Origin of the sequence: Nonomuraea glycinis, assembly GCF_035920485.1 — a bacterium.
In the GTDB taxonomy this organism is placed as follows: Bacteria; Actinomycetota; Actinomycetes; order Streptosporangiales; family Streptosporangiaceae; genus Nonomuraea; species Nonomuraea glycinis.
In genome coordinates this window covers 8,313,016-8,338,980 of the sequence record NZ_CP109166.1, presented here as the reverse complement: position 1 = coordinate 8,338,980, position 25,965 = coordinate 8,313,016, and the positions used below count along the sequence as shown (strand labels likewise).

Here is a 25,965-nt window from a genome sequence, read left to right as displayed (position 1 = left end):
TCAGGCCGTGGGGACCTTGTCCAGGAAGCCCAGCACCTTGCTGATCCGGCCGTCCTCGGCCACCTCCACCACGTCGAACCCGACCACCACGGGCTCCTCGCCCGCCGGGCCCAGGTGCCAGGTGAAGCGGGCGATGCCGTGGTGGGCGTCGTGGACCTCGCCGGGAGTGAAGACGAAGCCGGGGAACATGCCCTGGGCGCCCTCGATCACGGCGGCGATCCCGGCGTGCCCGGCCACGTCGGCCAGCGGGTCGGTGTAGGTGGCGTCCTCGGTCCACACCTCGGCGACGACCTTGGCACGGGCGTCGGCGTCGGTCTCGTTCCAGGCGGCCAGGTAGCGCTCGATGAGGTTAGTCATGATTTTTCAGCCTTTCGAAGGAGGGGTACGGAAGTCAGCGGAGCCTGCGCAGGCCGACGATCTGGAGCTCGGCGAAGACCGCCACCACGAGCGCCTGGGCGATGGCCCAGATCGCGCCGATCGTGGTGAACTCCAGGAGCCCGGTGAGAACGGCGGCGACGCTGCCGAGCGCCCAGGCCAGGTTCAGCCCGATGACCGCCATGGTGGCCACCCGGCTGACGGTGCCGCGAGCGGCCAGCAGGCCGACCGCCGCGGCGTACCCGAGCAGGAAGATCCCGAGCCCGCGCAGCGCGCCGGCGTCGGGCCCGAGCAGATCGGTGAGCGGACCGGCGCCGGCGAGGTAGGCCAGCCCGTTGACCCCCGTGACGGCGGCGTCGAGGGCCAGGACGAGGCGCAGGAACCTGGTGCGATCGGCGGTGGCAACGGTAAGAGCGGTCATCTCGCGTCTCCTTTGGGCGTTTTCCGACAACGCCAAGGTGCCACCGGAGGCATAGCCGCCGCGATTACGCGTGAGGTAATGCCGGGTGTCAGGTCCCGTGGGAGGACCGGGCCTGCTCGCCGACCCACACGGCGATCTGCGCCCGGGAGTTGAAGCCCAGTTTGGTCAGGATGTGCTCGATGTGGCCTTCCGCGGTCCGCTGGGCGATCACCAGGGACGCCGCGATCTCCTTGTTCGTCATCCCCTGGGCGACGAGCCGGGCGATCTCGCTCTCCCGCCGGGTGAGCGGCGCGGGCTCCGCGGACTCCTCCACCGCGGGCCTGTCCTCCTCCAGGCCGAAGGCGAGCGCCTCGTCGTAGGAGAGCCGGGCGCCCTGCCTGACGGCGGTGGCGAAGGCCGTCTCGCCCAGCGCCTTGCGGATACGAGCCGCGCAGCCGTCGTGATAGTCGGCCATGAACCCGTAGCCGGACAGCGGCGCGCCGGTGGACCGCCAGACCGTCATGAGGCACCCCAGCAGCCGGGCCGCCCGCCGGCACCGCTTCTGGCCGGCGGCGATCCACGCCAGCACCTCCAGGGTCACGCCGGAGCCGAGCGCGTCGCCGAGCGAGCGGTTGAAGCGCAGGCTCTCCTTCTCCAGCTCGGTCGCGCGTCCGAGGTCCTCCTGCCGCCACGCCGACACGCCCAGCGCCATCGAGCAGTACGCGCGGTGCCAGCCTTCGCCGTGCGCGTCGCACACGGCCATGCACTCCTCGGCCACGGAGTCGGCCAGCGCGAAGTTGCCGAGGCAGGAGTGGGCGAGAGACAGCCGGATCAGCGACAGTGCCCGGCCGACCGGGTCCTGGGTGTCGGCATGCCTGGCCAGGGCGTCCTCGTACAGCTTGATCGCCGTTTCCGCGCGTCCGTCGGACATGGCGATCATGCCGGAGAACAGGGCCGCGTAGCCGAGGATCGACTCGTCGCGCAGGCGCTCCCCGATGCTTCGGCTCTCGTCCAGCATCGAGGTGGCGGCCGGTGTGTCGGCCTGGAGGATGGCCAGCCAGGCGCCGGTCCACAGCGCGCGGGCGCGTATCTCATCCGGCTCGGTGTAGGCGGCCAGCCCCTGGTCGAGCCAGCGCCGGCCCTCACCGAGGTAACAGCTCGTGATCCAGTGGTAGAGCAGGTCGGTGGCCATGTCGATGCCGGCCCCGGTCTCGCCGGTCTCGCCGAAGGAGTATTCCAGCGCGGTGCGCAGGTTGGCGTTCTCCAGGTGGAGCCGGGTGAACCAGGACACCTGCGCGGGCCCGAACAGCTCCGAGCGCACCCGGGCGGCCAGGGCCTGGTAGTGGTCGCGATGCCGCCGCCGCAGCGTGCTCTCCTGGCCGGAGGCGGTGAGCCGGTCGCGACCGTACTGGCGGATCGTCTCCAGCATCCGGTAGCGCACGTCCTGCTGATGCTCCTCCCGGATCAGGATGGACTTGTCCACCAGGCCGATCACCAGGTCGACGACCTCCTCGCGGGCGATGCCCGAACCCGCGCACACCTCCTCGGCGCTCGACAGCCAGAAGCCGTCCGCGAACACGGCGGCGCGCTCCCACAGCAGCCGCTCCTGCTGCGAACACAGCTCGTAGCTCCAGTCGATCAGCGCGCGCAGCGTCTGATGGCGGGGGAGCACGGCCGGCGACCCGGCGGTGAGCAGACGGAAGCGGTCGTCGAGCAGGTCGAGGATCTGCTGGGCCGACAGCGCCCGTAGCCGGGCGGCCGCCAGCTCGATCGCGAGCGGCAGGCCGTCGACGTGGCGGCAGATGGCCGTCACCACGTCCCGGTTCTCCTCGGTGACGGCGAAGGTCGGCAGGATGGCGCGGGCCCGCTCGGCGAACAGCCGTACCGCGTCGTACCGCAGGAGCGCGTCGAGCGACTCGCGGGGCTCGCCGGTCGCGGGCAGCGGCAGCGTCGGCACGGTCAGCGTCTGCTCGCCGGCGATGCCCAGCGCCTGCCGGCCGGTGGCGAGGACCCGTACTCCCGGGGCGGCGCGCAGCAGTTTCTCCACGAGTACGGCGCACTCCTCGACGAGGTGCTCGCAGTTGTCCAGAATGAGCAGGGCCTGCTTGTCCCGCAGGTGGTCGATGAGCACCCACAGGGGGTCGCGGGCCGAGGGGCCGCGGATCTCCAGAGCCTCGACCACGGTCTGGCCGAGCATCCCGGCGTCGTCCAGCGCGGCAAGCTCCACCAGCCACACGCCGTCCCTGAACGCCCGCGCCACCTCTTCGCCCACCCGCAGCGCCAGCCGGGTCTTGCCGGCCCCGCCCGCGCCGGTCAGCGTCACCGAGCGTGACTCACCGAGAGCTTTCCTGGCGGCGGCCACCTCGTGGCGGCGCCCCACGAAGCTGGTCATCTCGGCGGGCAGCCTGTTCACCCGCCGCCGGCGGGTAGAGCTCGCTGTCACCGCAGTCATGGATGCCTTAATGCCGGGAGGGCCGCTCCTTTCATGAGGAACGGCGGTCCATAACCGTTATGCCCGGTTCTTGAGAAGGATGCGTCCTCGCAGGTCAAAGGAGCGGCAACTACTCTTGGGCATCGCGTGACTCAAGGCTCAGAAGTGATCGGCGGGCCTCGGAACGGTCTCCCAGCAGGTGCTGGGGGCCTTCACGGCCAGCTGGAACCAGACGACCTTGCCCAGGCGGGTGTGCGCGCTGCCCCAGCGGCAGGCCAGCATGTCGACCAAGTGCATCCCCCGGCCCCGCTCGGCGTCCCAGCCCACGTGACGCATGCGGGGCGGCTCGGCGCTCTCGTCCTCGACCCCGCACCGCAGCACCCCGTCCTCGACGGACATGGTGACCCGGATCTGGCCGCGGCCGTGCCGGATCGCATTGGTCACCAGCTCGCTGACGAGCAGCTTGACGACCTCACCCTGCCGGCCGAGCCCCCAGCGCTCCATCTGCGTGCGGGCCTCGTGCCGCGCCCTGCGCACGGAGACGGCGGTGGGCGGGAACGTCCACGACGCCATCTTGGTACGGTTCCCGCACACGGCCGGCATCAGTCGTTGGACGACCATGTTCACGCCGCGCCCTGCACGGTGCCGGCGGGCACGGCCTGACCGTCCGGCAGCAACTCGCCGGTGTCGTCGAAGGACACGACGCCGTTGCAGAGCAGCCCCCAGCCCTGCTCGGGGTGGTAGGCCACGAGCCGGGCGGCCTCATGGTCCGGGGCGTCCGCCGGCGGACACGTCGGGTGGTGCTGGCACATCATTCTCCCTCTCCGGGTGAAGCCACTGAGTTACCCAGGATCTCCACTCCCCATACACACGTAGAAGGTGATAAATCCCTGTGTCACTACCTATATTCGTATTACCTAGGTAGCCCCGGAAAATGCGCAAACCCGCGCGGATCCCAAGAAACCGCGCGGGTTGTCGGGGTCGTCAGCCGCCCAGGATCTCCCGGCGCAGGTGCGTCTTGAGGATCTTGCCGCCCGGGTTGCGCGGCAGGTCGGTGTCGCGGAACCAGACGTGCTCGGGGATCTTGAACGCGGCGATCCGGCCGGTCAGGAAGGTCCGCAACTCCTCCTCGGTGGCGGTGGCGCTCGGTGTCAGCCGGACCACCGCGCCCACCTCCTCGCCGAGCTCGTCGTGCGGTACGCCGATCACCGCCACGTCGTCCACCGCCGGATGCTCGAACAGGGCCGCCTCGACCTCGGCGCAGTAGACGTTCTCGCCACCCCTGATGACCATGTCCTTGGCCCGGTCGACGATGTAGACGAAGCCCTCCTCGTCGATCCGGGCCAGGTCGCCGGTGTGCAGCCAGCCGTTCACGAACGTCCCGGCGGTGGCCTCGGGCTTGTTCCAGTAGCCCAGGATGACGTTCGGCCCGCGTACGCACAGCTCGCCCACCTCGCCAGGGGGCAGCTCCGCGCCCATCGGGCCGACGACCCGCACGTCCACCACGGCCGTGGGGCGGCCGATGCTGTCGGGTCTGCCGTGATAGTCCCCGCCCGCGTTGCCGATGGCCAGGGCCGTCGTCTCGGTCATGCCGTAGCCGTTGGAGGGCGCCCGGCCGGGCAGGTTCGCGGTGATCCGCTCCAGCAGCTTGGGCGGCGCGGGGGCGCCGCCGTAGCCGAGCGTGGTCAGCGACGACAGGTCATGGGAGCCGAAGTCCGGATGCGACATGAGCTGCCAGGCGTTGGTGGGCACACCGATCATCGTGGTGACCCGTTCCCGCTCGATCAGCCGCAGCGCCTTGCCGGCGTCCCACTTGTACATGAGCACCAGGCCGCCGCCGGTGAACATGGTGGTGGTCAGCGCGGAGAAGCAGCCGGTGACATGGAACAGCGGCACGGCCAGCAGCGTCACCCTGCGTACGGCGGCCGCCTGGGCGGGGTCCAGGCCCGCCATCGTCACGGCCCGCATCAGCCCGTAGGCGACCGTCATGGGCGACTGGCCCAGGTTGCGGTGCGAGCCGAGCGCGCCCTTGGGGTGCCCGGTGGTCCCGGAGGTGTAGAAAATGGTGGCCGGGTCCTCGGGGGAGAGGTCGACCTCGGGCAGCGTCACGTCGGGCCTGACCTCGCCCAGCACGTCGCCGAGTGTCCGTGCGCCCGCCGGCGCCTCGCCTCTGACGACGATCAGCGGCACGCCGGTCCCCAGGAGCCGTACGGCGCGCTCGCCGTCGGCGATGAGCACCTTGGCCCCTGAGTCGCTCACCCCGTAGGCCAGCTCGGGCTCGGTCCACCAGGCGTTGAGCGGTACGGCGACGGCCCCGCAGGCCAGGATGGCGGAGAAGGCGATCGACCACTCCGGATAGTTGCGCATGGCGATCGCCACCCGGTCGCCCTTGGTCACGCCGTAGTCCTCGATGAGACGGCCGGCCAGGGTCGCGACGCGCCGGAAGTGCTCTTCGAAGGTGAGGTGCTCGTCCTCGTAGACCAGGAAGATCTTGTCGCCGTGGAACCTGCTGATGCCGAGCAGGGCACGGAGGTCGGTGGGGGCGTGTTTCCAGGTGCGTATTCCGGTGTCGCCGAGCTCCACGGTCTCGAACAGCTCGCCCGGGGCGGTGAGCTTGGCCTGGACCTCATCGTGCGAAAGCGTCATTGCGTAGCACTCCCGGCAATTAAGGACTGTCGGATAAATCACAGTACCGACCGGTAAGTACGTGACGCCAGATTGTCTTCACGGCCGGTGGGAGTGGGAATTGCGGACTCTGACATCGTCTCGACATCTGGACACTCGGCGCTATCGGCTTGCATGTGCACCCGCTGGAGGGCATCATCGATAAGCAAGAACATGAGCACGGATGCATGAACATGCAGGAGGTCTGATGAGAGCGGCGATCGCCGGAGCCAGCGGCTACGCGGGTGGCGAGTTGCTCCGCCTCCTGCTCGGCCACCCCGAGCTGGAGATCGGCACGCTCACCGCGGCCGCCAGCGCGGGCAGCGCGCTCGGCGCCCACCAGCCCCACCTGCCGCAGCTGGCCGACCGGATCATCCAGGAGACCACCGCCGAGGCGCTGGCCGGCCATGACGTGGTCTTCCTGGCCCTGCCGCACGGCCACTCGGCGGCCGTGGCCGCACAGCTGGGCAAGGATACGCTCGTCGTCGACTGCGGAGCCGACCACCGGCTCGCCGACCCCGCCGCCTGGCAGGAGTTCTACGGCGGCGAGCACGCCGGCACCTGGCCCTACGGCCTGCCCGAGCTGCCCGGCCAGCGGGACGTGCTGCGCGCCGCCACCCGCATCGCGGTGCCGGGCTGCTACCCGACCTCCGTCCTGCTGGCGCTGCTGCCCGCCTTCGCGCACGGCCTGGCCGAGCCGGAGGTGGTGGTCGTGGCCGCCAGCGGCACCAGCGGCGCCGGCCGCTCGCTCAAGACCAACCTGCTCGGCAGCGAGGTCATGGGCTCGGTCAGCGCCTACGGAGTCGGCGGGACGCACCGCCACACGCCGGAGATGGAGCAGGGCCTCAGCCTGGCCGCGGGCACGCCGGTGCGGGTGTCGTTCACCCCGACGCTGGCCCCGATGAGCCGCGGCATCCTGGCCACCTGCTCGGCCCCCGCCAAGCCCGGCGTCACCCGGCAGTCGCTCAGGACCGCCTACGAGGCGGCACTGAAGGCCGAGCCGTTCGTGCGGCTGCTGCCGGAAGGCACCTGGCCCGCCACCGCGATGACCTACGCCGCCAACACCGCCGCCGTGCAGGTGACGCTCGACGAGCGCGCCGGCCGCGTGGTCGCCGTCATCGCCATCGACAACCTCACCAAGGGCACGGCCGGAGGCGCTGTCCAGAGCGCCAATCTCGCCCTCGGCCTGCCGGAAGAGCTCGGCCTCCCCCTGACAGGAGTTGCTCCGTGAGCAAGCGCAGCCCATCCATCAGCAAGCACAGGTGCGTGACACCCTGGCGGTCGGCGAAGGAGGCCGCATGAGCGTGACCGCACCTCTCGGCTTCCGGGCCGCGGGCATCGCCGCCGGCATCAAGGCGGGCGGCTCCCGCGATCTGGCCCTCGTCGTCAACGACGGCCCGAACCGCGCGGCCGCCGGAGTCTTCACCGCCAACCGCGTGAAGGCCGCCCCGGTGCTCTGGTCCCAGCAGGTCCTGCGCGGCGGCCGGCTGCGCGCGGTCGTGCTCAACTCGGGCGGCGCCAACGCTTGCACCGGCCCGGAGGGCTTCCAGGACACGCACGCCACGGCCGAGAAGGTGGCCGAGGTCATCGAGGACTCCGCGGGCGAGATCGCGGTCTGCTCGACCGGCCTGATCGGTGAGCGGCTGCCGATGGACGACCTGCTGCCCGGCGTCGAGGTGGCGGCCGCGCAGCTCTCCAGGGACGGCGGCCTGGCCGCCGCCGACGCGATCCGCACCACCGACACCGTCTCCAAGATCTCCTTCAAGCGGGGAGAGGGCTACATGGTGGGCGGCATGGCCAAGGGCGCGGGCATGCTCGCCCCCGGCCTGGCCACCATGCTCAGCGTCATCACGACCGACGCCGACCTCACCGCGGAAGAGCTCGACGCGGTGCTGCGCAGGGCCACCGCGCAGACGTTCGAGCGGCTCGACACCGACGGCTGCATGTCGACCAACGACACGGTTCTGCTGATGTCGAGCGGCGCTTCCGGGATCAAGCCCGATATCGCGGAGTTCGAGCAGAAGGTCACCGAGGTCTGCGCCGACCTGGCCAGGCAACTCCTCGTCGACGCCGAAGGCGCCTCCAAGGCCATCGCCATCGAGGTCGTCGGCGCCGCGTCCGAGGACGACGCGGTCAAGGTGGGCCGTTCGGTCGCCCGCTCCAACCTGCTCAAGTGCGCCATCCACGGCGAGGACCCCAACTGGGGCCGGGTGCTGTCCGCCGTCGGCACCACCGACGCCGAGTTCGAGCCCGACCGGCTCAACGTGGCCATCAACGGCATCTGGATCTGCCGCGCCGGCGCGGTCGGCGACGATCGCGACAAGGTGGACATGCGGCCCCGCGACGTGACGATCACCGTCGACCTGTCGGCCGGTCCGCACACGGCGACCGTGCACACCACCGACCTGACGGCCGACTACGTCCACGAGAACTCGGCGTACTCCTCATGAGGGCCGGCACCGCACACGCCAAGGCGGGCGTGCTCATCGAGGCACTGCCCTGGCTGGAGCGCTTCCACGGCGCCACCATCGTGATCAAGTACGGCGGCAACGCGATGACCGACGAGGCGCTCAAGGAGGGCTTCGCCGAGGACATCGTCTTCCTGCGCTACGCCGGTCTGCGGCCCGTCGTCGTGCATGGCGGCGGCCCGCAGATCAGCGAGCATCTCGACCGGCTCGGCATCGAGTCGACCTTCACCGCCGGCCTGCGCGTCACCACCCCGGAGGCCATGAAGGTCGTCAGGATGGTGCTGGTCGGCCAGGTCAACCGCGACATCGTCGGCCTGGTCAACCGGCACGGCCCGTTCGCGGTCGGCCTGTCGGGCGAGGACGCCCACCTGTTCACCGCCGAGCGCAAGAGCGCGATGGTCGACGGCAGTCCGGTCGACATCGGCCAGGTCGGCGAGATCGTCAAGGTCGAGCCCGGCGCGGTCCAGGCCCTGATCGCCGACGGCCGCATCCCCGTGGTCTCCAGCGTGGCGCGCGGCGTCGACGGAGAGGTCTTCAACGTGAACGCCGACACCGCCGCCGCCGCCCTCGCCGTGGCGCTGAGCGCGGAGAAACTGGTCGTCCTCACCGACGTCGAGGGCCTGTACGCCAACTGGCCCGACAACACCGAACTGATCGACCAGCTGAACGCGGCGGAGCTGGAGCGGCTCATCCCCAGCCTGTCGAGCGGCATGGTGCCCAAGATGGAGGCGTGCCTGACCGCGGTCCAGGGCGGCGTCCCGCAGGCGCACGTGCTCGACGGCCGGGTGCCCCACTCGCTGTTGCTGGAGATCTTCACCAACGAAGGAATCGGAACCATGGTGATGCCCTCATGAGCCTCTACGACAGGTTCGAGCAGGCATTCATGCCCAACTACGGCGTCCCGCCGGTGGCCCTTGCCAGAGGCGAGGGCACCCGGGTGTGGGACGTCGACGGCAAGCCCTACCTCGACTTCATCGGCGGCATCGCGGTCACCTCGCTCGGCCACGCCCACCCGGCGCTGGTCGAGGCGGTCGCCAAGCAGGTCGCCACGATCGCGCACACCAGCAACCTGTTCCTGCACGAGCCGGAGGTGCTGCTGGCCGAGCGGCTGCTGGGCCTGCTGGACGCGCCCGGCCGCGTCTTCTTCGCCAACTCCGGCACCGAGGCCAACGAGGCCGCGCTCAAGCTCTCGCTCAAGTACGCCAAGCGCACCGGCCGCAGTTACCTGGTCGCCGCCGAGAACGGCTTCCACGGCCGCACCCTCGGAGCCCTGTCGCTGACCGGCAAGGCGTCGATCCGCGACCAGTTCGGCCCCTTCCCGACGGACGTCCGGTTCGTCCCTTACGGCGACGCGGACGCGCTCAAGGCGGCCGTCACCGGCGAGTGCGCCGCGGTCTTCCTGGAGCCCACGCAGGGCGAGGCGGGCGTGGTCCCGCCGCCGGACGGTTACCTGAGGGCGGCCCGCGAGATCTGCGACGCCACCGGCGCCCTCCTGGTGGCCGACGAGATCCAGTCGGCCATCGGCCGCACCGGCCACTGGTTCGCCCACCAGGCCGACGGCTTCACCCCGGACATCCTCACCCTGGCCAAGGGGCTGGGCGGCGGCCTGCCGATCGGCGCGTGCATCGGCTTCGGCGACGCGGGCACGCTGTTCGACAAGGGCGACCACGGCTCCACCTTCGGCGGCAACCCGGTCTCGTGCGCCGCCGCGCTGGCCGTACTCGATCATGTGGACCTCGACCACGTACGGTCGGCCGCCGCGCGGCTGCGCGGCGGGCTGGAGGCGATCGGCCATCCGCTGCTGAAGGGCGTGCGCGGGCGCGGCCTGTGGCTCGCGGCGGTGCTCAGCGAGCCGGTCTCCGGCAAGGTGCAGCAGGCCGCCGCCGACGCCGGCTTCCTGGTCAACGCGCTGCAGCCGGACGCCGTACGACTCGCGCCGCCGCTGGTGGTGACGGACGAGGAGATCGACGCGTTCGTCGCCGCGTTCCCGCGGATCCTCACGGAGGCGGCCGGATGACCAGGCACTTCCTGCGCGATGACGACCTCTCGCCCGCTGAGCAGGCCGAGGTGCTCGACCTGGCCGCGGCGATGAAGAAGGACCGCTACGGCTACCGCCCGTTCGAGGGGCCCAAGACGGTCGCGGTGCTGTTCGACAAGCCGTCGGCCAGGACCCGGGTCTCCTTCCACGTCGGCATCGGCGAGCTCGGCGGCCTGCCGCTGGTCGTCGACGGCGTCTCGACGCTGATGGGCCGGGGCGAGCCCGTCGAGGACCTCGCCCGGGTGCTCGACCGGCAGGTCGCCGCCATCGTCTGGCGCACCGGCGGCCAGCAGCTGATCGACACCATGGCCGCGCACTCGGCCGTGCCCGTGGTCAACGCGCTCACCGACGACTTCCACCCCTGCCAGATCCTCGCCGACCTGCAGACGGTGCGCGAGCGGCTCGGCAGGACGGCCGGGCTGACCCTCACCTACGTCGGCGACGGCGCCAACAACATGGCCCACTCCTACCTGCTCGGCGGCGCCACCGCCGGGATGCACGTCCGCGTCGCCGCCCCGGCCGGCTATCAGCCGGACGCCGTCATCCTGGACCAGGCCGCGGCCATCGCCGCGCGGACCGGCGGCTCCGTGCTCTCGCTGTCGGACCCGGCGGCGGCCGTACGGGGGGCGCACGTCGTGGCCGCCGACACGTGGGTGTCGATGGGCCAGGACGGCAAGCAGGAGCGGGTGGCGACGCTCATGCCCTACCAGGTCAACTCCGAGCTCCTGGAGCACGCCGCGGAGGAAGCGATCGTGCTGCACTGCCTGCCGGCCTACCGGGGCAACGAGATCACCGAGGAGGTGCTCGACGGTCCGCGGAGTGTGGTGTGGGACCAGGCGGAGAACCGGCTGCACGCGCAGAAGGCGCTGCTGCACTGGCTGGTGAGCCGGACATGACCCTCCCGATGACCAAGGTCGCCCGGCAGGCGAAGATCACCGACCTGCTGGAGCGGCAGGCCGTACGCTCCCAGCCTGAGCTGGCCAAACTGCTCGCCGAGAGCGGCGTCGAGGTCACTCAGGCCACGCTCTCCCGTGACCTGGACGAGCTGGGCGCGCTCAAGCTGCGCGCCGAGGACGGCTCGCTGGTCTACGCGCTGCCCGGCGAGGGCGGCGACCGGATCCGGCTGGCGCGGCTGGGCACCGGCGAGTCGCCGGCCGCCCGGCTGCACCGCATCGCGGAAGAGCTGCTGGTCAGCGCGGACGCGTCGGCCAACCTGGTGATCGCCAGGACGCCGCCGGGCGCCGCGCAGTTCCTCGCCTCCGCCATCGACCACGCCGACTGGGAGTCGATTCTCGGCACCGTCGCGGGCGACGACACGATTCTGGTCATCAGCCGCGATCCGCAGGGCGGACAGGCCGTGGCCGAGGCCCTGCTGAAGGTGGCTGACCGACGTACCTAGCCCACAAGGGCGTTAAGGCGAAATTTCAGACTTTAGTAATGGAGATCACGAAATGACGGAGAGAGTAGTTCTAGCGTTCTCGGGGGGCCTCGACACCTCGGTCGCCATCCCCTTCCTCGCCGAGAAGATGAACGCCGAGGTCGTCGCCGTCGCGGTGGATCTCGGCCAGGGCGGCGAGGACATGGGGGTCATCCAGAAGCGCGCCATGGACTGCGGCGCGGTCGAGTCCGTGGTGGTGGACGCCAAGGAGGAGTACGCCGCCGACTTCTGTGTGCCCGCGCTCCAGGCCAACGCCCTCTACATGGACCGCTACCCTCTCCTGTCCTCGCTGTCGAGGCCCCTCATCGTCAAGCACCTGGTCACCGCCGCCAAGCAGTTCGGCGGCACGGTCGTCTCCCACGGCTGCACCGGCAAGGGCAACGACCAGGTCCGCTTCGAGGCCGGCCTGGCCGCGCTGGCCCCCGACCTCAAGGTCGTCGCCCCGGCCCGCGACTACGCCTGGACCCGGGACAAGGCGATCGAGTTCGCCGAGCAGCGCGGCCTGCCGATCGAGACCACCAAGAAGAACCCGTTCTCCATCGACCAGAACCTGTGGGGCCGCGCCGTCGAGACCGGCTTCCTGGAGGACATCTGGAACGGCCCCACCGAGGACGTCTACGCCTACACCGCCGACCCCGCCGTCCCGCGCGAGCCGGACGAGCTCGTCATCACCTTCGAGCAGGGCGTCCCGGTCAAGATCGACGGCCGGACGCTGACGCCGTACCAGATCATCGACGAGCTCAACAAGCGCGCGGGCGCGCAGGGCGTCGGCCGCATCGACATGGTCGAGGACCGGCTGGTCGGCATCAAGTCCCGCGAGGTCTACGAGGCGCCCGGCGCCATCGCGCTGATCACCGCGCACCTGGAGCTGGAGGCCGTCACCGTCGAGCGCGACCTGGCCCGCTTCAAGCGCGGCGTCGACCAGCGCTGGAGCGAGCTCGTCTACGACGGCCTGTGGTTCTCGCCGCTCAAGCGGGCCCTCGACACGCTGATCGCCGACGCCCAGAAATACGTCTCCGGCGACATCCGGATGACCCTGCACGGCGGCCGGGCCACCGTCACCGGCCGGCGCTCCGAGCAGTCCCTGTACGACTTCTCGCTCGCCACCTACGACACCGGCGACACCTTCGACCAATCCCTGGCCAAGGGCTTCGTGCAGCTCTTCAGCCTGCCATCCAAGATCGCAGCGGCGCGCGACGCCAAGCACGGCTGAGTTGCACTATCGTCGCGGAGGACGTCGTGGGGAAGTTTGAGGAGACACTGGTGAGTGATGGCAAGCCGATGCGGCTGTGGGGCGGACGCTTCGAGAGCGGCCCGTCCGACGCGCTGGCCCGGCTATCGGTGAGCGTGCACTTCGACTGGCGGCTGGTGCCGTACGACCTGGCCGCGTCCAGGGCGCACGCCCGCGTGCTGCACAGGGCGGGGCTGCTGGACGGCGGCGAGCTCGAGCGCATGATCGGCGCGCTCGACGACCTGGAGCGCGCCTGCAAGGCGGGCGAGTTCCGGCCGACGGTCGCCGACGAGGACGTGCACACCGCACTGGAGCGCGGCCTGCTGGAGCGGCTCGGCTCGCTCGGCGGCAAGCTGCGCGCCGGCCGCAGCCGTAACGACCAGATCGCCACGGACCTGCGCCTCTACCTCCGCGACCACGCCCGCACGATCGTCTCCCGCCTGGTCGAGCTGGAAACGGCGCTGATGGCCCAGGCCGAACAGCACGCCGAGACCGCCGCGCCCGGCATGACGCACCTGCAGCACGCGCAGCCGGTCTCCTTCGGCCACCAGCTGCTCGCGCACGTGCACGCCTTCACCCGCGACATCGACCGGCTCACCGACTGGGACAAGCGCGCGGCCATCTCGCCGCTCGGCGCGGGCGCGCTGGCCGGCTCGTCGCTGCCGCTCGACCCGCAGGCCGTGGCCGAGGAGCTCGGCTTCTCGGCGCCGGCGGCCAACTCGATGGACGCGGTCTCCGACCGTGACTTCGCGGCCGAGTTCCTGTTCGCCGCGGCCATGATCGGCATGCACCTGTCGCGGCTGGGCGAGGAGATCGTGCTCTGGGCCTCGCAGGAGTTCCGCTGGATCGAGATGGACGACGCCTACTCCACCGGCTCGTCGATCATGCCGCAGAAGAAGAACCCGGACGTGGCCGAGCTGGCCCGCGGCAAGTCCGGCCGCCTCATCGGCAACCTCATGGCGCTGCTGACCACGCTCAAGGGCCTGCCGCTCACCTACAACCGCGACCTGCAGGAGGACAAGGAGCCCGTGTTCGACTCGGTCGACACGCTGCTGCTGGTGCTGCCCGCCGTCGCCGGGCTGGTCGCCACCATGCGCGTCAACACCGCCCGCATGCAGGAGTCCGCGCCCGACGGCTTCGCGCTGGCCACCGACCTGGCCGAGCTGCTGGTGCGCCGCGGCGTGCCGTTCCGCGAGGCGCACGAGGCAGTCGGCCACCTGGTGGTGTGGTGCCAGGTCAACGACTCCGACCTCGGCGACCTCACCGACGACGAGCTGGCCAAGGTCTCACCGCACCTCACACCCGACGTCCGCGACGTGCTCAACGTGCCGGGCGCCCTGGCCGCGCGCAAGGCCCCCGGCGGCACCGCCCCGGACCGGGTCCGCGACCAGCTCGTGGCGCTGGGCGAGGCCGTCGACGCCCAGGCGGCATGGGCGGCGGGCTCCTGAGCTCCGCGCCGCTGCCGCGCGCCTTCTTCGACAGGCCGTCGCACGAGGTCGCGCCCGAGCTGCTCGGGCGCGTGCTCGTGCACGGCGATGTCGCCGTACGCCTCACCGAGGTCGAGGCGTACGGCGGTCCGGGCGAGGACCCGGCGGCCCACACCTACCGCGGCAAGACGCCACGCAACGCGGTCATGTTCGGCCCGCCCGGACACCTCTACGTGTACTTCACCTATGGCATGCACTTCTGCGCCAACGTCGTCTGCCTGCCTGAGGGCCACGGGTCGGGGGTGCTGATGCGGGCCGGCGAGGTGGTGGCGGGCGGCGCCGTGGCCCGCGCCCGCCGCTCGGGCGGCCAGACGTTGCCCGACCGGGACCTGGCCCGCGGCCCGGCCCGGCTGGCGGTGGCGCTCGGGCTGCTGCGCGAGCACAACGGCCTCGACGCCATCTGGGAGGGCTCCCCGCAGGCGCTGAACGGCCACGGCTCGCTGACCGGCCTGCCCGCCGGCTCGGTCGTGCTGCTGGCAGGCCGCCCGCCGGAGCCCGCCGCGATCAGGTCAGGACCGCGGACCGGGGTCTCGACGGCCAGGGACACGCCCTGGCGGTTCTGGATCGAGGGCGACCCGACGGTGTCGCCCTACAAGGCTCACGCACCACGGCGGCGCAGCGCCGCGGCCACCTCGGTGGGGGAGGCGCCCAGATCGTGAGGGCTGAAGATGTGCAGGTCGTCGCCGGTGTCGATCTCCAGCATCTCGCTGCGCAGCCCGAACCTCCTGCGCACGTCCACTTTGACGTCCTCGATCGCCTCCCACGGCACGTGCCGCCTGCCCGCGAAGCCGCGCACCACGGTGATGCCGCTCGGGTCCGCCGACAGCCGCACCGGCACCAGCAGATCCCGCACCCCCATCGCCCCCACCAGCACGGTGGCCGGCACCGCCAGGATCACCCCGCGCACGTCGCCGTCCACATACCAGTAGGCGGCGAGCCCGGCGCATGCCAGAGCCCCTAAGATCTTGAAAACAGCCAGCTCGCGACGGACCTTCCACATGCTGACCGAGACTATCCAAGTAGCGGTCACCCGGCGCGATCGGGCACGCTGTAACCAGTCAACCTCTATCAGAGAGCCAGCACCGTGACCGACATTCTCGATGAGCTCGAATGGCGCGACGTGACCGCGCAGACCACCGACATCGACGCCCTGCGCGAGGCGCTGTCGAAGGGTCCGATCACGGTCTATGCGGGCTTCGACCCCACCGCGCCGTCGCTGCACGTCGGCAATCTGGCCACGCTGCTGATCCTGACCCGCTTCCAGCGCGCCGGCCACCGGCCGATCGGCCTGGTCGGCGGGGCCACCGGCCTGATCGGCGACCCCAGCGGGCGCAGCACCGAGCGCGCGCTCAACACCTCCGAGGTGGTGGCCGAGTGGGTGTCCAGGATCCGGGTGCAGGTGGAGAAGTTCCTGTCGTTCGAATCCTCGCCCAACGCGGCGGAGCTGGTCAGCAACCTCGACTGGACCGCCGAGCTGTCGGCCATCGACTTCCTGCGCGACATCGGCAAGCACTTCCCGGTCAACCGGATGCTGGCCCGCGAGGCGGTCTCCGCCAGGCTCGGCGGTGACGGCCTCAGCTACACCGAGTTCAGCTACCAGATCCTGCAGTCCAACGACTACCTGGAGCTCTACCGCCGCCACGGCTGCACCCTGCAGGTCGGCGGCAGTGACCAGTGGGGCAACATCACCGCCGGGGTCGACCTGGTCAGGCGGGTGGAGGGCGCCCACGTGCACGCCCTGACCGGCCACCTGATCACCAAGGCGGACGGCACCAAGTTCGGCAAGACGGCGGGCGGCGCGGTCTGGCTCGACCCGGCGCTGACCTCGCCGTACGCCTTCTACCAATACTGGCTCAACGCCGACGACCGTGACGTCGTCCGCTTCCTCAAGGTGTTCACCTTCCGCGACCGGGAGGAGATCGAGGTGCTGGAGAAGGCCGTCGCCGACCGGCCCTTCGCCCGCGAGGCCCAGCGGACCCTCGCCGAGGACCTGACCACGCTGGTGCACGGCTCGGACGAGCTGGCCGCGGTGGTCGCGGCGTCCAAGGCACTGTTCGGCCAGGGCTCGCTCGACGAGCTCCCGGCCTCGACCCTGGCGGCCGCCCTCGCCGAGGTGCCCAAGGCCACCGTGCCCGAGCTCGGCGCGACCTTCGTGGACCTGCTGGCCGACAGCGGCCTGGTGGAGTCGAAGTCGGCGGCCCGCCGAGCGGTCAAGGAGGGCGGCGCCTACCTCAACAACATCAAGATCACCGACGAGACCCACACGCCGTCCGCCGACGACCTGCTGCACGGCAGGTTCATGGTGCTGCGACGCGGCAAGAAGTCGATCGGCGGCGTCGAGGTCGGCTGACCCTGACGCGAGCGGGCCCTCCCCTAGGGGAGGGCCCGCTGCCGTCTGTATTTCTCGTGTACGGGCCTCGCTGTCGCGGGTGCTCTGTGCAGCCGGGCGTCTTTGCTGTACGGGGCTCGCCATGAGATTCGCTCGCAGGAGCGGCAGATGCGATCAAGGATCTGGTCGGCGGTCTCAGTTCACCGGAACGGCTTGGCGTTGTCGTGCCGACTCACTGGGGCCGGGTGTAGAGCGCGACCGTGAGGCCGGGCAGATCCGCCGAGTGCCACGCCGCCTCCTGCGTGAAGCCCGCCTCACGCAGCGCCTTGACCCGGTCGAACCGAGGCCCGGCGGACTTGGCGCCGCGCCACACGACCCACACCCGCTCGCGCCCCGCCAGCGCCTCGGCCACATCGTCACGCTCGGGGTATCCGAACCCGTCGGGCTCCGGTGCCGACCTCATGCGCAGCACGTCGTCGGGCATCGAGTCGTCACCGTAGTAGTCGAACCTGGACCGCACCGCGCTCTGACCGAACACGATCGCGTCCCCCGGCCGGGTGTCGATCTTCCGCACCGCCCACGGGATGTCCTCGAAGCGCCCGTTGACCTCCCGTACCTCCAGCTGCTGCGGCACCCCGGCGGCGCCCGCGACCAGCACCAGCGCGCAGCACGCCACCACCGCCGAGCGGCCACGGAACAGCCCTGCCACCGCCAGCCCGGCCAGCAGCGCCAGCGCCGGGGCGGTGACGAACAGGTAGCGGTCCACGTACACAGGTGTCACCAGATGGGAGACCGCGAGCAGCAGCAGCGGCGGCAGGAGCAGCCAGCCCAGCAGCGCCACCAGCCACGGCCGATCCACGGTGATCCGGCCGGCGGTGCGCGAGCCGCGCGACGCGAGCCACAGCAGCACCGCCCCGGTCAGCGCCACGGCGAACAGCAGCACCCCGGGCTCGGTCGCGCCCGCCGCCATCTTCGGGAATTTCAGCAGCACGTCAGGACCGCGCTGGGGGATCCAGCTGATCGCGTGCCGCTCGCCGTACCCCACCAAGCCCAGCACCAGGGCGGGCACGCCGCCGACGGCGAGGGCGGGCAGCATCCGCAGCAGCAGCGTCCGGCGCGGCAGCAGAACCGCGGCGGCCAGCAGTTGCGCGGGCAGGACGAGCACCGCGAACAGGTGCGTGCAGCACACCAGCGCCACACTCGCCCCGTACAGCACCCAGCGCCGCGCGGCAGGCGACTCGACGGTCCGATGCAGCGCCCAGAACGAGACCACCACCGCCGCGGCGGCAAAGGAGTACGACCTCGCGAAGGCCCCGTAATAGGACACCGAGGGCAGTACGGCGAACAGCGCGGCGGCCGTCACCCCCGCTCGCGTGCTGTGCAGCCTTCGGCCCAGCTCGACCAGGAACCCCGCGGCCACTGCGATCGCGATCGCGGATGGCAGCCGCAACCAGAGCTCCGCCGTGCTGACCATCGCCCAGAAGTGGATGAACACGTAATAGGGCAGGAAGTGACCGTCGATGTGCTGCGCGAGCTCCCACAGACCGGACAGTGACCGGGTGGCCGCGCTGATCGTGGCGATCTCGTCCCCGTTGAGGGTGGAAGCGCCCGTTCCGCTGAACGCCACCGCCCCGGCCGCCAGACCCGCCCACCATGGGCTTGACCTGGACGGACGTGTGGCAGGGGTGATGGGTGGGGCAAGCGTGGCGGTACTGGTCACCGGGGCAGAATACGCGCATAAGCTCGAAGCCATGCCTGAAGTAATCGTGTTCGATTTGTACGGCGTTATCGCTCGTACGCAAACGGATGAGGCGAAGCAGCAGCTCGTTGATCTGGCGGGAGCGCGGGGGGAGCCGTTCTGGGAGGCGTACTGGGCGTGCAGGCCCGCCTATGACGCCGGGCAGGAGAGCGCTCTGTACTGGGCTGACGTCGCCGAGCGGCTGGGCACCCGATTCGCCGATGTGCCGGCCCTGATCGACGCCGACCTGGAGAGCTGGTGCCACGTCGATCCCGAGATGGTGGCCGTGGTGCACGAACTCGCCGATCGCGGGCGGACGCTCGGGCTGCTCTCCAACATCATCGAGGAACTGGTGCCCATCTGGGAGGAGCGGCACGGGGACTGGCTGGGGCGCTTCACCGCGCTCACCTATTCGTGCCGGATCGGCGTGGCCAAGCCGGATCGGCGGGCCTACGAGATCTGTGCTGAGCGGCTGGGTGTGACCACGGGGGACGTGCTGTTCTTCGACGACAACGAGGTCAACGTGGTCGCGGCGCGCGCGGCGGGGATGTCGGCGGAGCTCTTCGCCTCGCCGGAGCAGGTGCGTACGCGCACCGCCTGAGGTCGTGGCGATTTGACGCCTGGCGGATCGCGACCTATGCTTTTAGTTCGCCCCGGGAGTGAGCCGGACGCCGACAGGCGGACGGGCCCCAGAGCGGCCCCTTGAGAACAGACCACTCGGCAGAGGCGCTTCATCGCGCTCAGGCACGAGCCGTCTCGGGTGTCTCCAGATCACCGAAAAACCGGTTGATTCGACAGGCGCAGGATGGCACGGTAAGTTACGAGGGTTGCCTCAGAAAAGGGGCACCGAATTCTAAATGGGTTAGCCGATTTCCAGCAAGTTCGCTGAATTTGACAGGAAATAAGCAAGCCCATTAAGCTAAGAATACGAAATGAGCGCCTCCGCCGCTCGGCCCTGATCAAGGGTTTGTGCGGGGATGTACGCGTCCGTTTCTTGAGAACTCAACAGTGTGTTAAAAGCCAGTGCATGATGCACAACCCCGTCATTTATGACGGATTCCTTTGGTTGACATTTTTGCGAATGTTGGCCGGGTGAAACCATTCCAAGCATTTTTTGGAGAGTTTGATCCTGGCTCAGGACGAACGCTGGCGGCGTGCTTAACACATGCAAGTCGAGCGGAAAGGCCCTTCGGGGTACTCGAGCGGCGAACGGGTGAGTAACACGTGAGTAACCTGCCCCTGACTCTGGGATAAGCCCGGGAAACTGGGTCTAATACCGGATATGACCGCCCCAGGCATCTGGTGGTGGTGGAAAGTTTTTTCGGTTGGGGATGGACTCGCGGCCTATCAGCTTGTTGGTGGGGTAATGGCCTACCAAGGCGACGACGGGTAGCCGGCCTGAGAGGGCGACCGGCCACACTGGGACTGAGACACGGCCCAGACTCCTACGGGAGGCAGCAGTGGGGAATATTGCGCAATGGGCGAAAGCCTGACGCAGCGACGCCGCGTGGGGGATGACGGCCTTCGGGTTGTAAACCTCTTTCAGCAGGGACGAAGTTGACGTGTACCTGCAGAAGAAGCGCCGGCTAACTACGTGCCAGCAGCCGCGGTAATACGTAGGGCGCAAGCGTTGTCCGGAATTATTGGGCGTAAAGAGCTCGTAGGTGGCTGGTCGCGTCTGCCGTGAAAGCCCGCAGCTTAACTGCGGGTCTGCGGTGGATACGGGCCGGCTAGAGGTAGGTAGGGGCAAGTGGAATTCCTGGTGTAGCGGTGAAATGCGCAGATATCAGGAGGAACACCGGTGGCGAAGGCGGCTTGCTGGGCCTTACCTGACGCTGAGGAGCGAAAGCGTGGGGAGCGAACAGGATTAGATACCCTGGTAGTCCACGCTGTAAACGTTGGGCGCTAGGTGTGGGGATCTTCCACGATCTCCGTGCCGGAGCTAACGCATTAAGCGCCCCGCCTGGGGAGTACGGCCGCAAGGCTAAAACTCAAAGGAATTGACGGGGGCCCGCACAAGCGGCGGAGCATGTTGCTTAATTCGACGCAACGCGAAGAACCTTACCAAGGTTTGACATCACCCGGAAACGTGCAGAGATGTGCGCCTCTTCGGACTGGGTGACAGGTGGTGCATGGCTGTCGTCAGCTCGTGTCGTGAGATGTTGGGTTAAGTCCCGCAACGAGCGCAACCCTTGTTCCATGTTGCCAGCAACCTCTTCGGAGGGTTGGGGACTCATGGGAGACTGCCGGGGTCAACTCGGAGGAAGGTGGGGATGACGTCAAGTCATCATGCCCCTTATGTCTTGGGCTGCAAACATGCTACAATGGCCGGTACAGAGGGCTGCTAAGCCGTAAGGTGGAGCGAATCCCTAAAAGCCGGTCTCAGTTCGGATTGGGGTCTGCAACTCGACCCCATGAAGTCGGAGTCGCTAGTAATCGCAGATCAGCAACGCTGCGGTGAATACGTTCCCGGGCCTTGTACACACCGCCCGTCACGTCACGAAAGTCGGCAACACCCGAAGCCCGTGGCCCAACCAGCTTGCTGGGGGGAGCGGTCGAAGGTGGGGCTGGCGATTGGGACGAAGTCGTAACAAGGTAGCCGTACCGGAAGGTGCGGCTGGATCACCTCCTTTCTAAGGAGCACCGGCTGGTGGCGGAAGCCATCGGTCTACGCTGTGACTGCGAGCGATCGTCTCGCACACGGCAGCTCATTAGTGGAGCACTGGCTACTCAATCGGTTCGGATTGCCGGATCGTTAGTACCGTCGCTGGTGACAGCGGAGGGGAACGCGGTTGCGGGGGTTCGGCTGGGTTGGACACACTGTTGGGTCCTGAGGGAACGGACCGGCGGGCCCGCTGAGGCGGGCTTGTTGTCTGTTACCACCTCATGCAGGGCCGACCTTCCGTCATACCGGTCTGATGCGATTCGTCGTGTTGGGTGTCTGGTGGTGGGTGGGGTTGGTTGCTGTTTGTTGTTTGAGATTTGCATAGTGGACGCGAGCATCTTTGTGGCCAAGTTTTTTAGGGCACACGGTGGATGCCTAGGCATCAGGAGCCGATGAAGGACGTGGGAGGCTGCGTTAAGCCTCGGGGAGTCGCCAACCAGACGTTGATCCGGGGATGTCCGAATGGGGAAACCTAGCACCAGTCATGTGGTGTTGCCTCCGCCTGAATGTATAGGGCGGTTGGTGGTAACGCGGGGAAGTGAAACATCTCAGTACCCGTAGGAAGAGAAAACAACAGTGATTCCGTGAGTAGTGGTGAGCGAAAGCGGATGAGGCTAAACCGGGCGTGTGTGATAGCCGGCAGGCGTTGCACGTCCGGGGTCGTGGGACCTTCTTGAAGGAGCTGCCGTTTCTTCGGACAGTAAAAAATCGTCAGGGTAGTCGAAGCCTCTGGGAAGGGGCGCCGTAGACCGTGAGAGTCGGGTAGACGAAACCTTGTCGACTGTCGGAGGGGATCCCAAGTAGCACGGGGCCCGAGAAATCCTGTGTGAATCTGCCAGGACCACCTGGTAAGCCTAAATACTCCCTGATGACCGATAGTGCACGAGTACCGTGAGGGAAAGGTGAAAAGTGCCCCGGTGAGGGGTTGTGAAATAGTACCTGAAACCGTGTGCCTACAAGCCGTAGGAGCTTAGCCGGAACTTGTTTCGGCTGTGATGTGACTGCGTGCCTTTTGAAGAATGAGCCTGCGAGTTATGGTGTGTGGCGAGGTTAACCCGTGTGGGGGAGCCGTAGCGAAAGCGAGTCTGAATAGGGCGTTTGAGTCGCATGCTGTAGACCCGAAGCGGAGTGATCTACGCATGGGCAGGTTGAAGCTCAGGTAAGACTGGGTGGAGGACCGAACCCACCAGGGTTGAAAACCTGGGGGATGACCTGTGTGTAGGGGTGAAAGGCCAATCAAACTCCGTGATAGCTGGTTCTCCCCGAAATGCATTTAGGTGCAGCGTCACGTGTTTCTTGCCGGAGGTAGAGCACTGGATGGCTAATGGGCCCGACAAGGTTACTGACGTCAGCCAAACTCCGAATGCCGGTAAGTGAGAGCGTGGCAGTGAGACTGCGGGCGATAAGGTTCGTAGTCGAGAGGGAAACAGCCCAGATCACCGACTAAGGCCCCTAAGCGTGTGCTAAGTGGGAAAGGATGTGGAGTCGCAGAGACAACCAGGAGGTTGGCTTAGAAGCAGCCACCCTTGAAAGAGTGCGTAATAGCTCACTGGTCAAGTGATTCCGCGCCGACAATGTAGCGGGGCTCAAGTACACCGCCGAAGTCGTGGCATTCATCATCTCTTTCGGGGGGTGGTGGATGGGTAGGGGAGCGTCGTGCAGCCGGTGAAGCGGCAGAGTGATCTAGTCGTGGAGGCTGTGCGAGTGAGAATGCAGGCATGAGTAGCGAATCGAGGGTGAGAAACCCTCGCGCCGGATGACCAAGGGTTCCTGGGCCAGGCTAATCCGCCCAGGGTAAGTCGGGACCTAAGGCGAGGCCGACAGGCGTAGTCGATGGACAACGGGTTGATATTCCCGTACCCGCTTTAACGCGCCCATACTGAACCTCGTGATGCTAAGAGTCCTTAACTCGCCTAAAGCCTTCGGGCTTGGGGTCAGAGTGAACGCTCGGTCCGATCGGGTAGTAGGTAAGCGATGGGGTGACGCAGGAAGGTAGTCCAGCCCAGGCGATGGTAGTCCTGGGGTAAGCATGTAGGGAGTGGGGTAGGCAAATCCGCCCCGCATTAATCCTGAGATGTGATGCCGAGCCGATTGTGGTGAAGTGGATGATCCTATGCTGCCGAGAAAAGCCTCTAGCGAGTGTTGTGGCGGCCCGTACCCTAAACCGACTCAGGTGGTCAGGTAGAGAATACCAAGGCGATCGGGTGAACTGTGGTTAAGGAACTCGGCAAATTGCCCCCGTAACTTCGGGAGAAGGGGGACCTCTGCTGGTGATCGGACTTGCTCTGTGAGCTGGTGGTGGTCGCAGTGGCCAGGGGGAAGCGACTGTTTACTAAAAACACAGGTCCGTGCGAAGTCGTAAGACGATGTATACGGACTGACGCCTGCCCGGTGCCGGAACGTTAAGGGGACCGCTTAGCTGTGGTAACACAGCGAAGGTGAGAACTTAAGCGCCGGTAAACGGCGGTGGTAACTATAACCATCCTAAGGTAGCGAAATTCCTTGTCGGGTAAGTTCCGACCTGCACGAATGGCGTAACGACTTCCCCGCTGTCTCAACCACAGACCCGGCGAAATTGCACTACGAGTAAAGATGCTCGTTACGCGCAGCAGGACGGAAAGACCCCGGGACCTTCACTACAGCTTGACATTGGCGTTTGGAACGTCTTGTGTAGGATAGGTGGGAGACTGGGAAGCTGTCACGCTAGTGATGGTGGAGTCATTGGTGAAATACCACTCTGGTCGTTTTGAACGTCTAACTCTGGTCCGTGATCCGGATCGGGGACAGTGTCTGGTGGGTAGTTTAACTGGGGCGGTTGCCTCCTAAAGAGTAACGGAGGCGCCCAAAGGTTCCCTCAGCCTGGTTGGCAATCAGGTGTTGAGTGTAAGTGCACAAGGGAGCTTGACTGTGAGACTGACGGGTCGAGCAGGAGCGAAAGCTGGGACTAGTGATCCGGCATCGGCATGTGGAAGCGGTGTCGCTCAACGGCTAAAAGGTACCCCGGGGATAACAGGCTGATCTTCCCCAAGAGTCCATATCGACGGGATGGTTTGGCACCTCGATGTCGGCTCGTCGCATCCTGGGGCTGGAGTAGGTCCCAAGGGTTGGGCTGTTCGCCCATTAAAGCGGTACGCGAGCTGGGTTTAGAACGTCGCGAGACAGTTCGGTCCCTATCCGCTGCGCGCGCAGGAGACTTGAAAGGAGCTGTCCCTAGTACGAGAGGACCGGGACGGACGAACCTCTGGTGTGCCAGTTGTACCGCCAGGTGCACGGCTGGTTGGCTACGTTCGGAAGGGATAACCGCTGAAAGCATCTAAGCGGGAAGCTCGCCTTGAGATGAGGTCTCCCACCATGAGAGTGGGTAAGGCTCCCGGTAGACGACCGGGTTGATAGGCCGGAGGTGGAAGCACGGTAACGTGTGGAGCTGACCGGTACTAATAGGCCGAGGACTTGACCACAAAGCTTTTGCTTCTTGTGAGTGTGTGCTGCGTTCTGTACTCTTCGCCGGGTCCGGAACAGCGCCGCACTGTGAGAAGGCATCTTGCTCGCGTCCACTACGCAATTCTGAGACAACAAGCAGGTATCGGTTCACCTAGCGTGCTGGGTGTGGCTGGTGTTGTTTGTGTGTTTCGCAGGGTTACGGCGGTTATGGCGGGAAGGAAACACCCGGTTACATTCCGAACCCGGAAGTTAAGCTTCTCTGCGCCGATGGTACTGCACTCGGGAGGGTGTGGGAGAGTAGGTCACCGCCGGACAATCTTTCAGGTAGGGCCCCGACACTTTGGCTGTCGGGGCCTTATCTGCATTTCTGGGGTTTTTCGCCGCCGTCTAGTCGGCTCACAGGGGTTTCACGCCTATGGCGCGTGAGACCCCTTTTTTTATGCCGCATAAGTCTGATGTTGCCGCTCTTGAGATCAGTGGTCGTTGGCCGGGCGCACGACAAAGATGCCCCAGCCCAGGTACTGCCGGCCGTACTCCAGATGTGAGGTTCTTGAGCGGGACAGGAAGGTGCGAATCTCGGCGGCCTCGGGGTCGGCTGGGTTGTCGCGCAGCCAGTCGCTGAGGGTCCACCATTGGCTCGCCACGTATCTGTCCCAGTCGTCGGGGCTGGCCAGGATTATTTCCAGGAGCTCGAATCCCGCCTTTTCGATGCGCGCTGCCGTACCGGCCAGAGAGGTGAAGGTGTTCTCGGCCACGCTTAGGGAGGTCAGGGCCTCTGGCGGGGGTGGATTGATCCAGTAGCACTCGCCGACCAGAGCGATGCCGTCAGGGCGGAGCGGCCGGCGCATTATTTCGAGCGTGCCGGCCAGGCCGTCGCCGATCCAGGTCGCGCCGATGCAGGAGACGATGTCGTACGACTGTGGTTCGTCGACGTACGTGGCGGCGTCTGCTTCGACGAAGCGGACGCGGTCGGCGACTCCCTGCTCGTCGGCGCGTGCTTGCGCGGCTTCGAGGAACACTTTGCTGATGTCGACGCCGACGCCCTGCAGGCCGTACTGGGCGGACCAGAGGGTGAGCATCTCGCCCTTGCCGCAGGCCAGGTCCAGGTGGCGGGTGGCTGGAGTGATGCGACAGATCTCGCCGAGCTGGCGGAGCTTGTTCTCGGTGAGCGGATTGAGAATGCGATGGCGTGATTCGGCGATTTCGTGGAAGCGCAGGGACATGCGGTCAGTTTCGCGAATCATCTCGTGCCGGGCGACT

The 25,965-nt window shown here is 67.7% G+C and carries 20 protein-coding genes and 3 rRNA genes; 14 read left to right on the top strand and 9 right to left on the bottom strand.

The annotated features are described in order from the left end of the window. The 6 genes from OHA68_RS39205 to OHA68_RS39180 form a co-directional block, all read right to left on the bottom strand. Positions 1-357: a nuclear transport factor 2 family protein gene (locus OHA68_RS39205; protein WP_189143754.1), complete on the bottom strand. Its 357-nt coding sequence runs from the start codon at positions 355-357 to the stop codon at positions 1-3. Positions 358-391: 34 nt separating this feature from the next. Next, positions 392-796, bottom strand: a complete 405-nt coding sequence (locus tag OHA68_RS39200) for a hypothetical protein (RefSeq protein ID WP_327104745.1) — start codon at positions 794-796, stop codon at positions 392-394. A gap of 88 nt (positions 797-884) precedes the next feature. Continuing rightward, positions 885-3,227, bottom strand: coding sequence for an ATP-binding protein (locus OHA68_RS39195; protein ID WP_327104744.1), 2,343 nt, complete (start codon positions 3,225-3,227; stop codon positions 885-887). 138 nt (positions 3,228-3,365) lie between these two features. After that, the gene (locus OHA68_RS39190; RefSeq protein ID WP_327109613.1) at positions 3,366-3,827 is read right to left on the bottom strand and encodes an ATP-binding protein; all 462 of its coding nucleotides are present in this window, start codon (positions 3,825-3,827) and stop codon (positions 3,366-3,368) included. 2 nt (positions 3,828-3,829) lie between these two features. Further along, positions 3,830-4,018 carry a DUF5999 family protein gene (locus OHA68_RS39185; protein ID WP_189143792.1) on the bottom strand — a complete coding sequence of 63 codons (189 nt, stop codon included), beginning with the start codon at positions 4,016-4,018 and terminating at the stop codon, positions 3,830-3,832. 172 nt (positions 4,019-4,190) lie between these two features. Further along, positions 4,191-5,852: a class I adenylate-forming enzyme family protein gene (locus OHA68_RS39180; RefSeq protein ID WP_327104743.1), complete on the bottom strand. Its 1,662-nt coding sequence runs from the start codon at positions 5,850-5,852 to the stop codon at positions 4,191-4,193. Between the two features lie 226 nt (positions 5,853-6,078). Here OHA68_RS39180 and argC point away from each other — a divergent pair, with 226 nt between their 5' ends. The 9 genes from argC to OHA68_RS39135 all read left to right on the top strand — a co-directional run bounded on the left by argC (position 6,079) and on the right by OHA68_RS39135 (position 15,191). Beyond that, positions 6,079-7,101 (top strand): N-acetyl-gamma-glutamyl-phosphate reductase, encoded by a 1,023-nt coding sequence (gene argC / locus OHA68_RS39175; protein ID WP_327104742.1) that lies wholly within the window; start codon positions 6,079-6,081, stop codon positions 7,099-7,101. A gap of 67 nt (positions 7,102-7,168) precedes the next feature. Beyond that, the gene (gene argJ / locus OHA68_RS39170) at positions 7,169-8,320 is read left to right on the top strand and encodes a bifunctional glutamate N-acetyltransferase/amino-acid acetyltransferase ArgJ (RefSeq protein ID WP_327104741.1); all 1,152 of its coding nucleotides are present in this window, start codon (positions 7,169-7,171) and stop codon (positions 8,318-8,320) included. Further along, positions 8,317-9,192, top strand: a complete 876-nt coding sequence (gene argB / locus OHA68_RS39165) for an acetylglutamate kinase (RefSeq protein WP_189143760.1) — start codon at positions 8,317-8,319, stop codon at positions 9,190-9,192. Before argJ ends, argB begins: the two co-directional genes overlap by 4 nt. Next, the gene (locus tag OHA68_RS39160; RefSeq protein ID WP_327104740.1) at positions 9,189-10,355 is read left to right on the top strand and encodes an acetylornithine transaminase; all 1,167 of its coding nucleotides are present in this window, start codon (positions 9,189-9,191) and stop codon (positions 10,353-10,355) included. The genes argB and OHA68_RS39160 overlap by 4 nt, the downstream gene beginning before the upstream one ends. After that, the gene (gene argF / locus OHA68_RS39155) at positions 10,352-11,272 is read left to right on the top strand and encodes an ornithine carbamoyltransferase (protein ID WP_327104739.1); all 921 of its coding nucleotides are present in this window, start codon (positions 10,352-10,354) and stop codon (positions 11,270-11,272) included. The genes OHA68_RS39160 and argF overlap by 4 nt, the downstream gene beginning before the upstream one ends. Next, positions 11,269-11,775: an arginine repressor gene (locus OHA68_RS39150; protein ID WP_327104738.1), complete on the top strand. Its 507-nt coding sequence runs from the start codon at positions 11,269-11,271 to the stop codon at positions 11,773-11,775. Before argF ends, OHA68_RS39150 begins: the two co-directional genes overlap by 4 nt. 52 nt (positions 11,776-11,827) lie before the next feature. Further along, positions 11,828-13,027 carry an argininosuccinate synthase gene (locus tag OHA68_RS39145; RefSeq protein ID WP_189143764.1) on the top strand — a complete coding sequence of 400 codons (1,200 nt, stop codon included), beginning with the start codon at positions 11,828-11,830 and terminating at the stop codon, positions 13,025-13,027. Positions 13,028-13,095: 68 nt separating this feature from the next. After that, complete coding sequence (gene argH / locus OHA68_RS39140; protein WP_189143793.1) at positions 13,096-14,493, top strand: argininosuccinate lyase; 1,398 nt, start codon at positions 13,096-13,098, stop codon at positions 14,491-14,493. Continuing rightward, a complete protein-coding gene (locus tag OHA68_RS39135; RefSeq protein ID WP_189143765.1) occupies positions 14,475-15,191 on the top strand; it encodes a DNA-3-methyladenine glycosylase in 717 nt (238 codons plus the stop codon). Before argH ends, OHA68_RS39135 begins: the two co-directional genes overlap by 19 nt. Here the strand turns inward: OHA68_RS39135 and OHA68_RS39130 are convergent. Beyond that, positions 15,131-15,532, bottom strand: a complete 402-nt coding sequence (locus OHA68_RS39130; RefSeq protein WP_327104737.1) for a PH domain-containing protein — start codon at positions 15,530-15,532, stop codon at positions 15,131-15,133. The two genes, OHA68_RS39135 and OHA68_RS39130, sit on opposite strands and share 61 nt — an antisense overlap. A gap of 84 nt (positions 15,533-15,616) precedes the next feature. Between OHA68_RS39130 and tyrS the strand changes: the two genes are divergently transcribed. Next, positions 15,617-16,882 carry a tyrosine--tRNA ligase gene (gene tyrS / locus OHA68_RS39125; RefSeq protein WP_327104736.1) on the top strand — a complete coding sequence of 422 codons (1,266 nt, stop codon included), beginning with the start codon at positions 15,617-15,619 and terminating at the stop codon, positions 16,880-16,882. Between the two features lie 211 nt (positions 16,883-17,093). Here tyrS and OHA68_RS39120 read toward each other — a convergent pair whose 3' ends face one another. Continuing rightward, positions 17,094-18,581: a glycosyltransferase family 39 protein gene (locus OHA68_RS39120; RefSeq protein WP_327104735.1), complete on the bottom strand. Its 1,488-nt coding sequence runs from the start codon at positions 18,579-18,581 to the stop codon at positions 17,094-17,096. A gap of 31 nt (positions 18,582-18,612) precedes the next feature. Here OHA68_RS39120 and OHA68_RS39115 point away from each other — a divergent pair, with 31 nt between their 5' ends. The 4 genes from OHA68_RS39115 (at position 18,613) to rrf (ending at position 25,019) form a co-directional block, all read left to right on the top strand. Continuing rightward, positions 18,613-19,200 carry an HAD family hydrolase gene (locus tag OHA68_RS39115; protein WP_225278017.1) on the top strand — a complete coding sequence of 196 codons (588 nt, stop codon included), beginning with the start codon at positions 18,613-18,615 and terminating at the stop codon, positions 19,198-19,200. 510 nt (positions 19,201-19,710) lie between these two features. After that, positions 19,711-21,232 (top strand): 16S ribosomal RNA (locus OHA68_RS39110). A 376-nt stretch (positions 21,233-21,608) separates the two neighbouring features. After that, positions 21,609-24,722 (top strand): 23S ribosomal RNA (locus OHA68_RS39105). A 180-nt stretch (positions 24,723-24,902) separates the two neighbouring features. Further along, a 5S ribosomal RNA gene (gene rrf, locus OHA68_RS39100) occupies positions 24,903-25,019 on the top strand. Together the 16S, 23S and 5S rRNA genes form the textbook arrangement of a ribosomal RNA operon. Positions 25,020-25,178: 159 nt before the next feature. On the opposite strand, the gene OHA68_RS39095 is transcribed toward rrf, so the two are convergent. After that, entirely contained in the window at positions 25,179-25,928 is a 750-nt protein-coding gene (locus OHA68_RS39095) for an SAM-dependent methyltransferase (protein WP_327104734.1), read from the bottom strand. Positions 25,929-25,965 lie beyond the last annotated feature (37 nt).

What these genes read in the sequence shown, in the direction of transcription:
- OHA68_RS39205 (WP_189143754.1), bottom strand. Translation starts at nt 357, where the DNA reads ATGACTAACCTCATCGAGCGCTACCTGGCCGCCTGGAACGAGACCGAC.
- OHA68_RS39200 (WP_327104745.1), bottom strand. Translation starts at nt 796, where the DNA reads ATGACCGCTCTTACCGTTGCCACCGCCGATCGCACCAGGTTCCTGCGC.
- OHA68_RS39195 (WP_327104744.1), bottom strand. Translation starts at nt 3,227, where the DNA reads ATGACTGCGGTGACAGCGAGCTCTACCCGCCGGCGGCGGGTGAACAGG.
- OHA68_RS39190 (WP_327109613.1), bottom strand. Translation starts at nt 3,827, where the DNA reads ATGGTCGTCCAACGACTGATGCCGGCCGTGTGCGGGAACCGTACCAAG.
- OHA68_RS39185 (WP_189143792.1), bottom strand. Translation starts at nt 4,018, where the DNA reads ATGTGCCAGCACCACCCGACGTGTCCGCCGGCGGACGCCCCGGACCAT.
- OHA68_RS39180 (WP_327104743.1), bottom strand. Translation starts at nt 5,852, where the DNA reads ATGACGCTTTCGCACGATGAGGTCCAGGCCAAGCTCACCGCCCCGGGC.
- argC (WP_327104742.1), top strand. Translation starts at nt 6,079, where the DNA reads ATGAGAGCGGCGATCGCCGGAGCCAGCGGCTACGCGGGTGGCGAGTTG.
- argJ (WP_327104741.1), top strand. Translation starts at nt 7,169, where the DNA reads ATGAGCGTGACCGCACCTCTCGGCTTCCGGGCCGCGGGCATCGCCGCC.
- argB (WP_189143760.1), top strand. Translation starts at nt 8,317, where the DNA reads ATGAGGGCCGGCACCGCACACGCCAAGGCGGGCGTGCTCATCGAGGCA.
- OHA68_RS39160 (WP_327104740.1), top strand. Translation starts at nt 9,189, where the DNA reads ATGAGCCTCTACGACAGGTTCGAGCAGGCATTCATGCCCAACTACGGC.
- argF (WP_327104739.1), top strand. Translation starts at nt 10,352, where the DNA reads ATGACCAGGCACTTCCTGCGCGATGACGACCTCTCGCCCGCTGAGCAG.
- OHA68_RS39150 (WP_327104738.1), top strand. Translation starts at nt 11,269, where the DNA reads ATGACCCTCCCGATGACCAAGGTCGCCCGGCAGGCGAAGATCACCGAC.
- OHA68_RS39145 (WP_189143764.1), top strand. Translation starts at nt 11,828, where the DNA reads ATGACGGAGAGAGTAGTTCTAGCGTTCTCGGGGGGCCTCGACACCTCG.
- argH (WP_189143793.1), top strand. Translation starts at nt 13,096, where the DNA reads ATGCGGCTGTGGGGCGGACGCTTCGAGAGCGGCCCGTCCGACGCGCTG.
- OHA68_RS39135 (WP_189143765.1), top strand. Translation starts at nt 14,475, where the DNA reads ATGGGCGGCGGGCTCCTGAGCTCCGCGCCGCTGCCGCGCGCCTTCTTC.
- OHA68_RS39130 (WP_327104737.1), bottom strand. Translation starts at nt 15,532, where the DNA reads ATGTGGAAGGTCCGTCGCGAGCTGGCTGTTTTCAAGATCTTAGGGGCT.
- OHA68_RS39115 (WP_225278017.1), top strand. Translation starts at nt 18,613, where the DNA reads ATGCCTGAAGTAATCGTGTTCGATTTGTACGGCGTTATCGCTCGTACG.
- OHA68_RS39095 (WP_327104734.1), bottom strand. Translation starts at nt 25,928, where the DNA reads ATGTCCCTGCGCTTCCACGAAATCGCCGAATCACGCCATCGCATTCTC.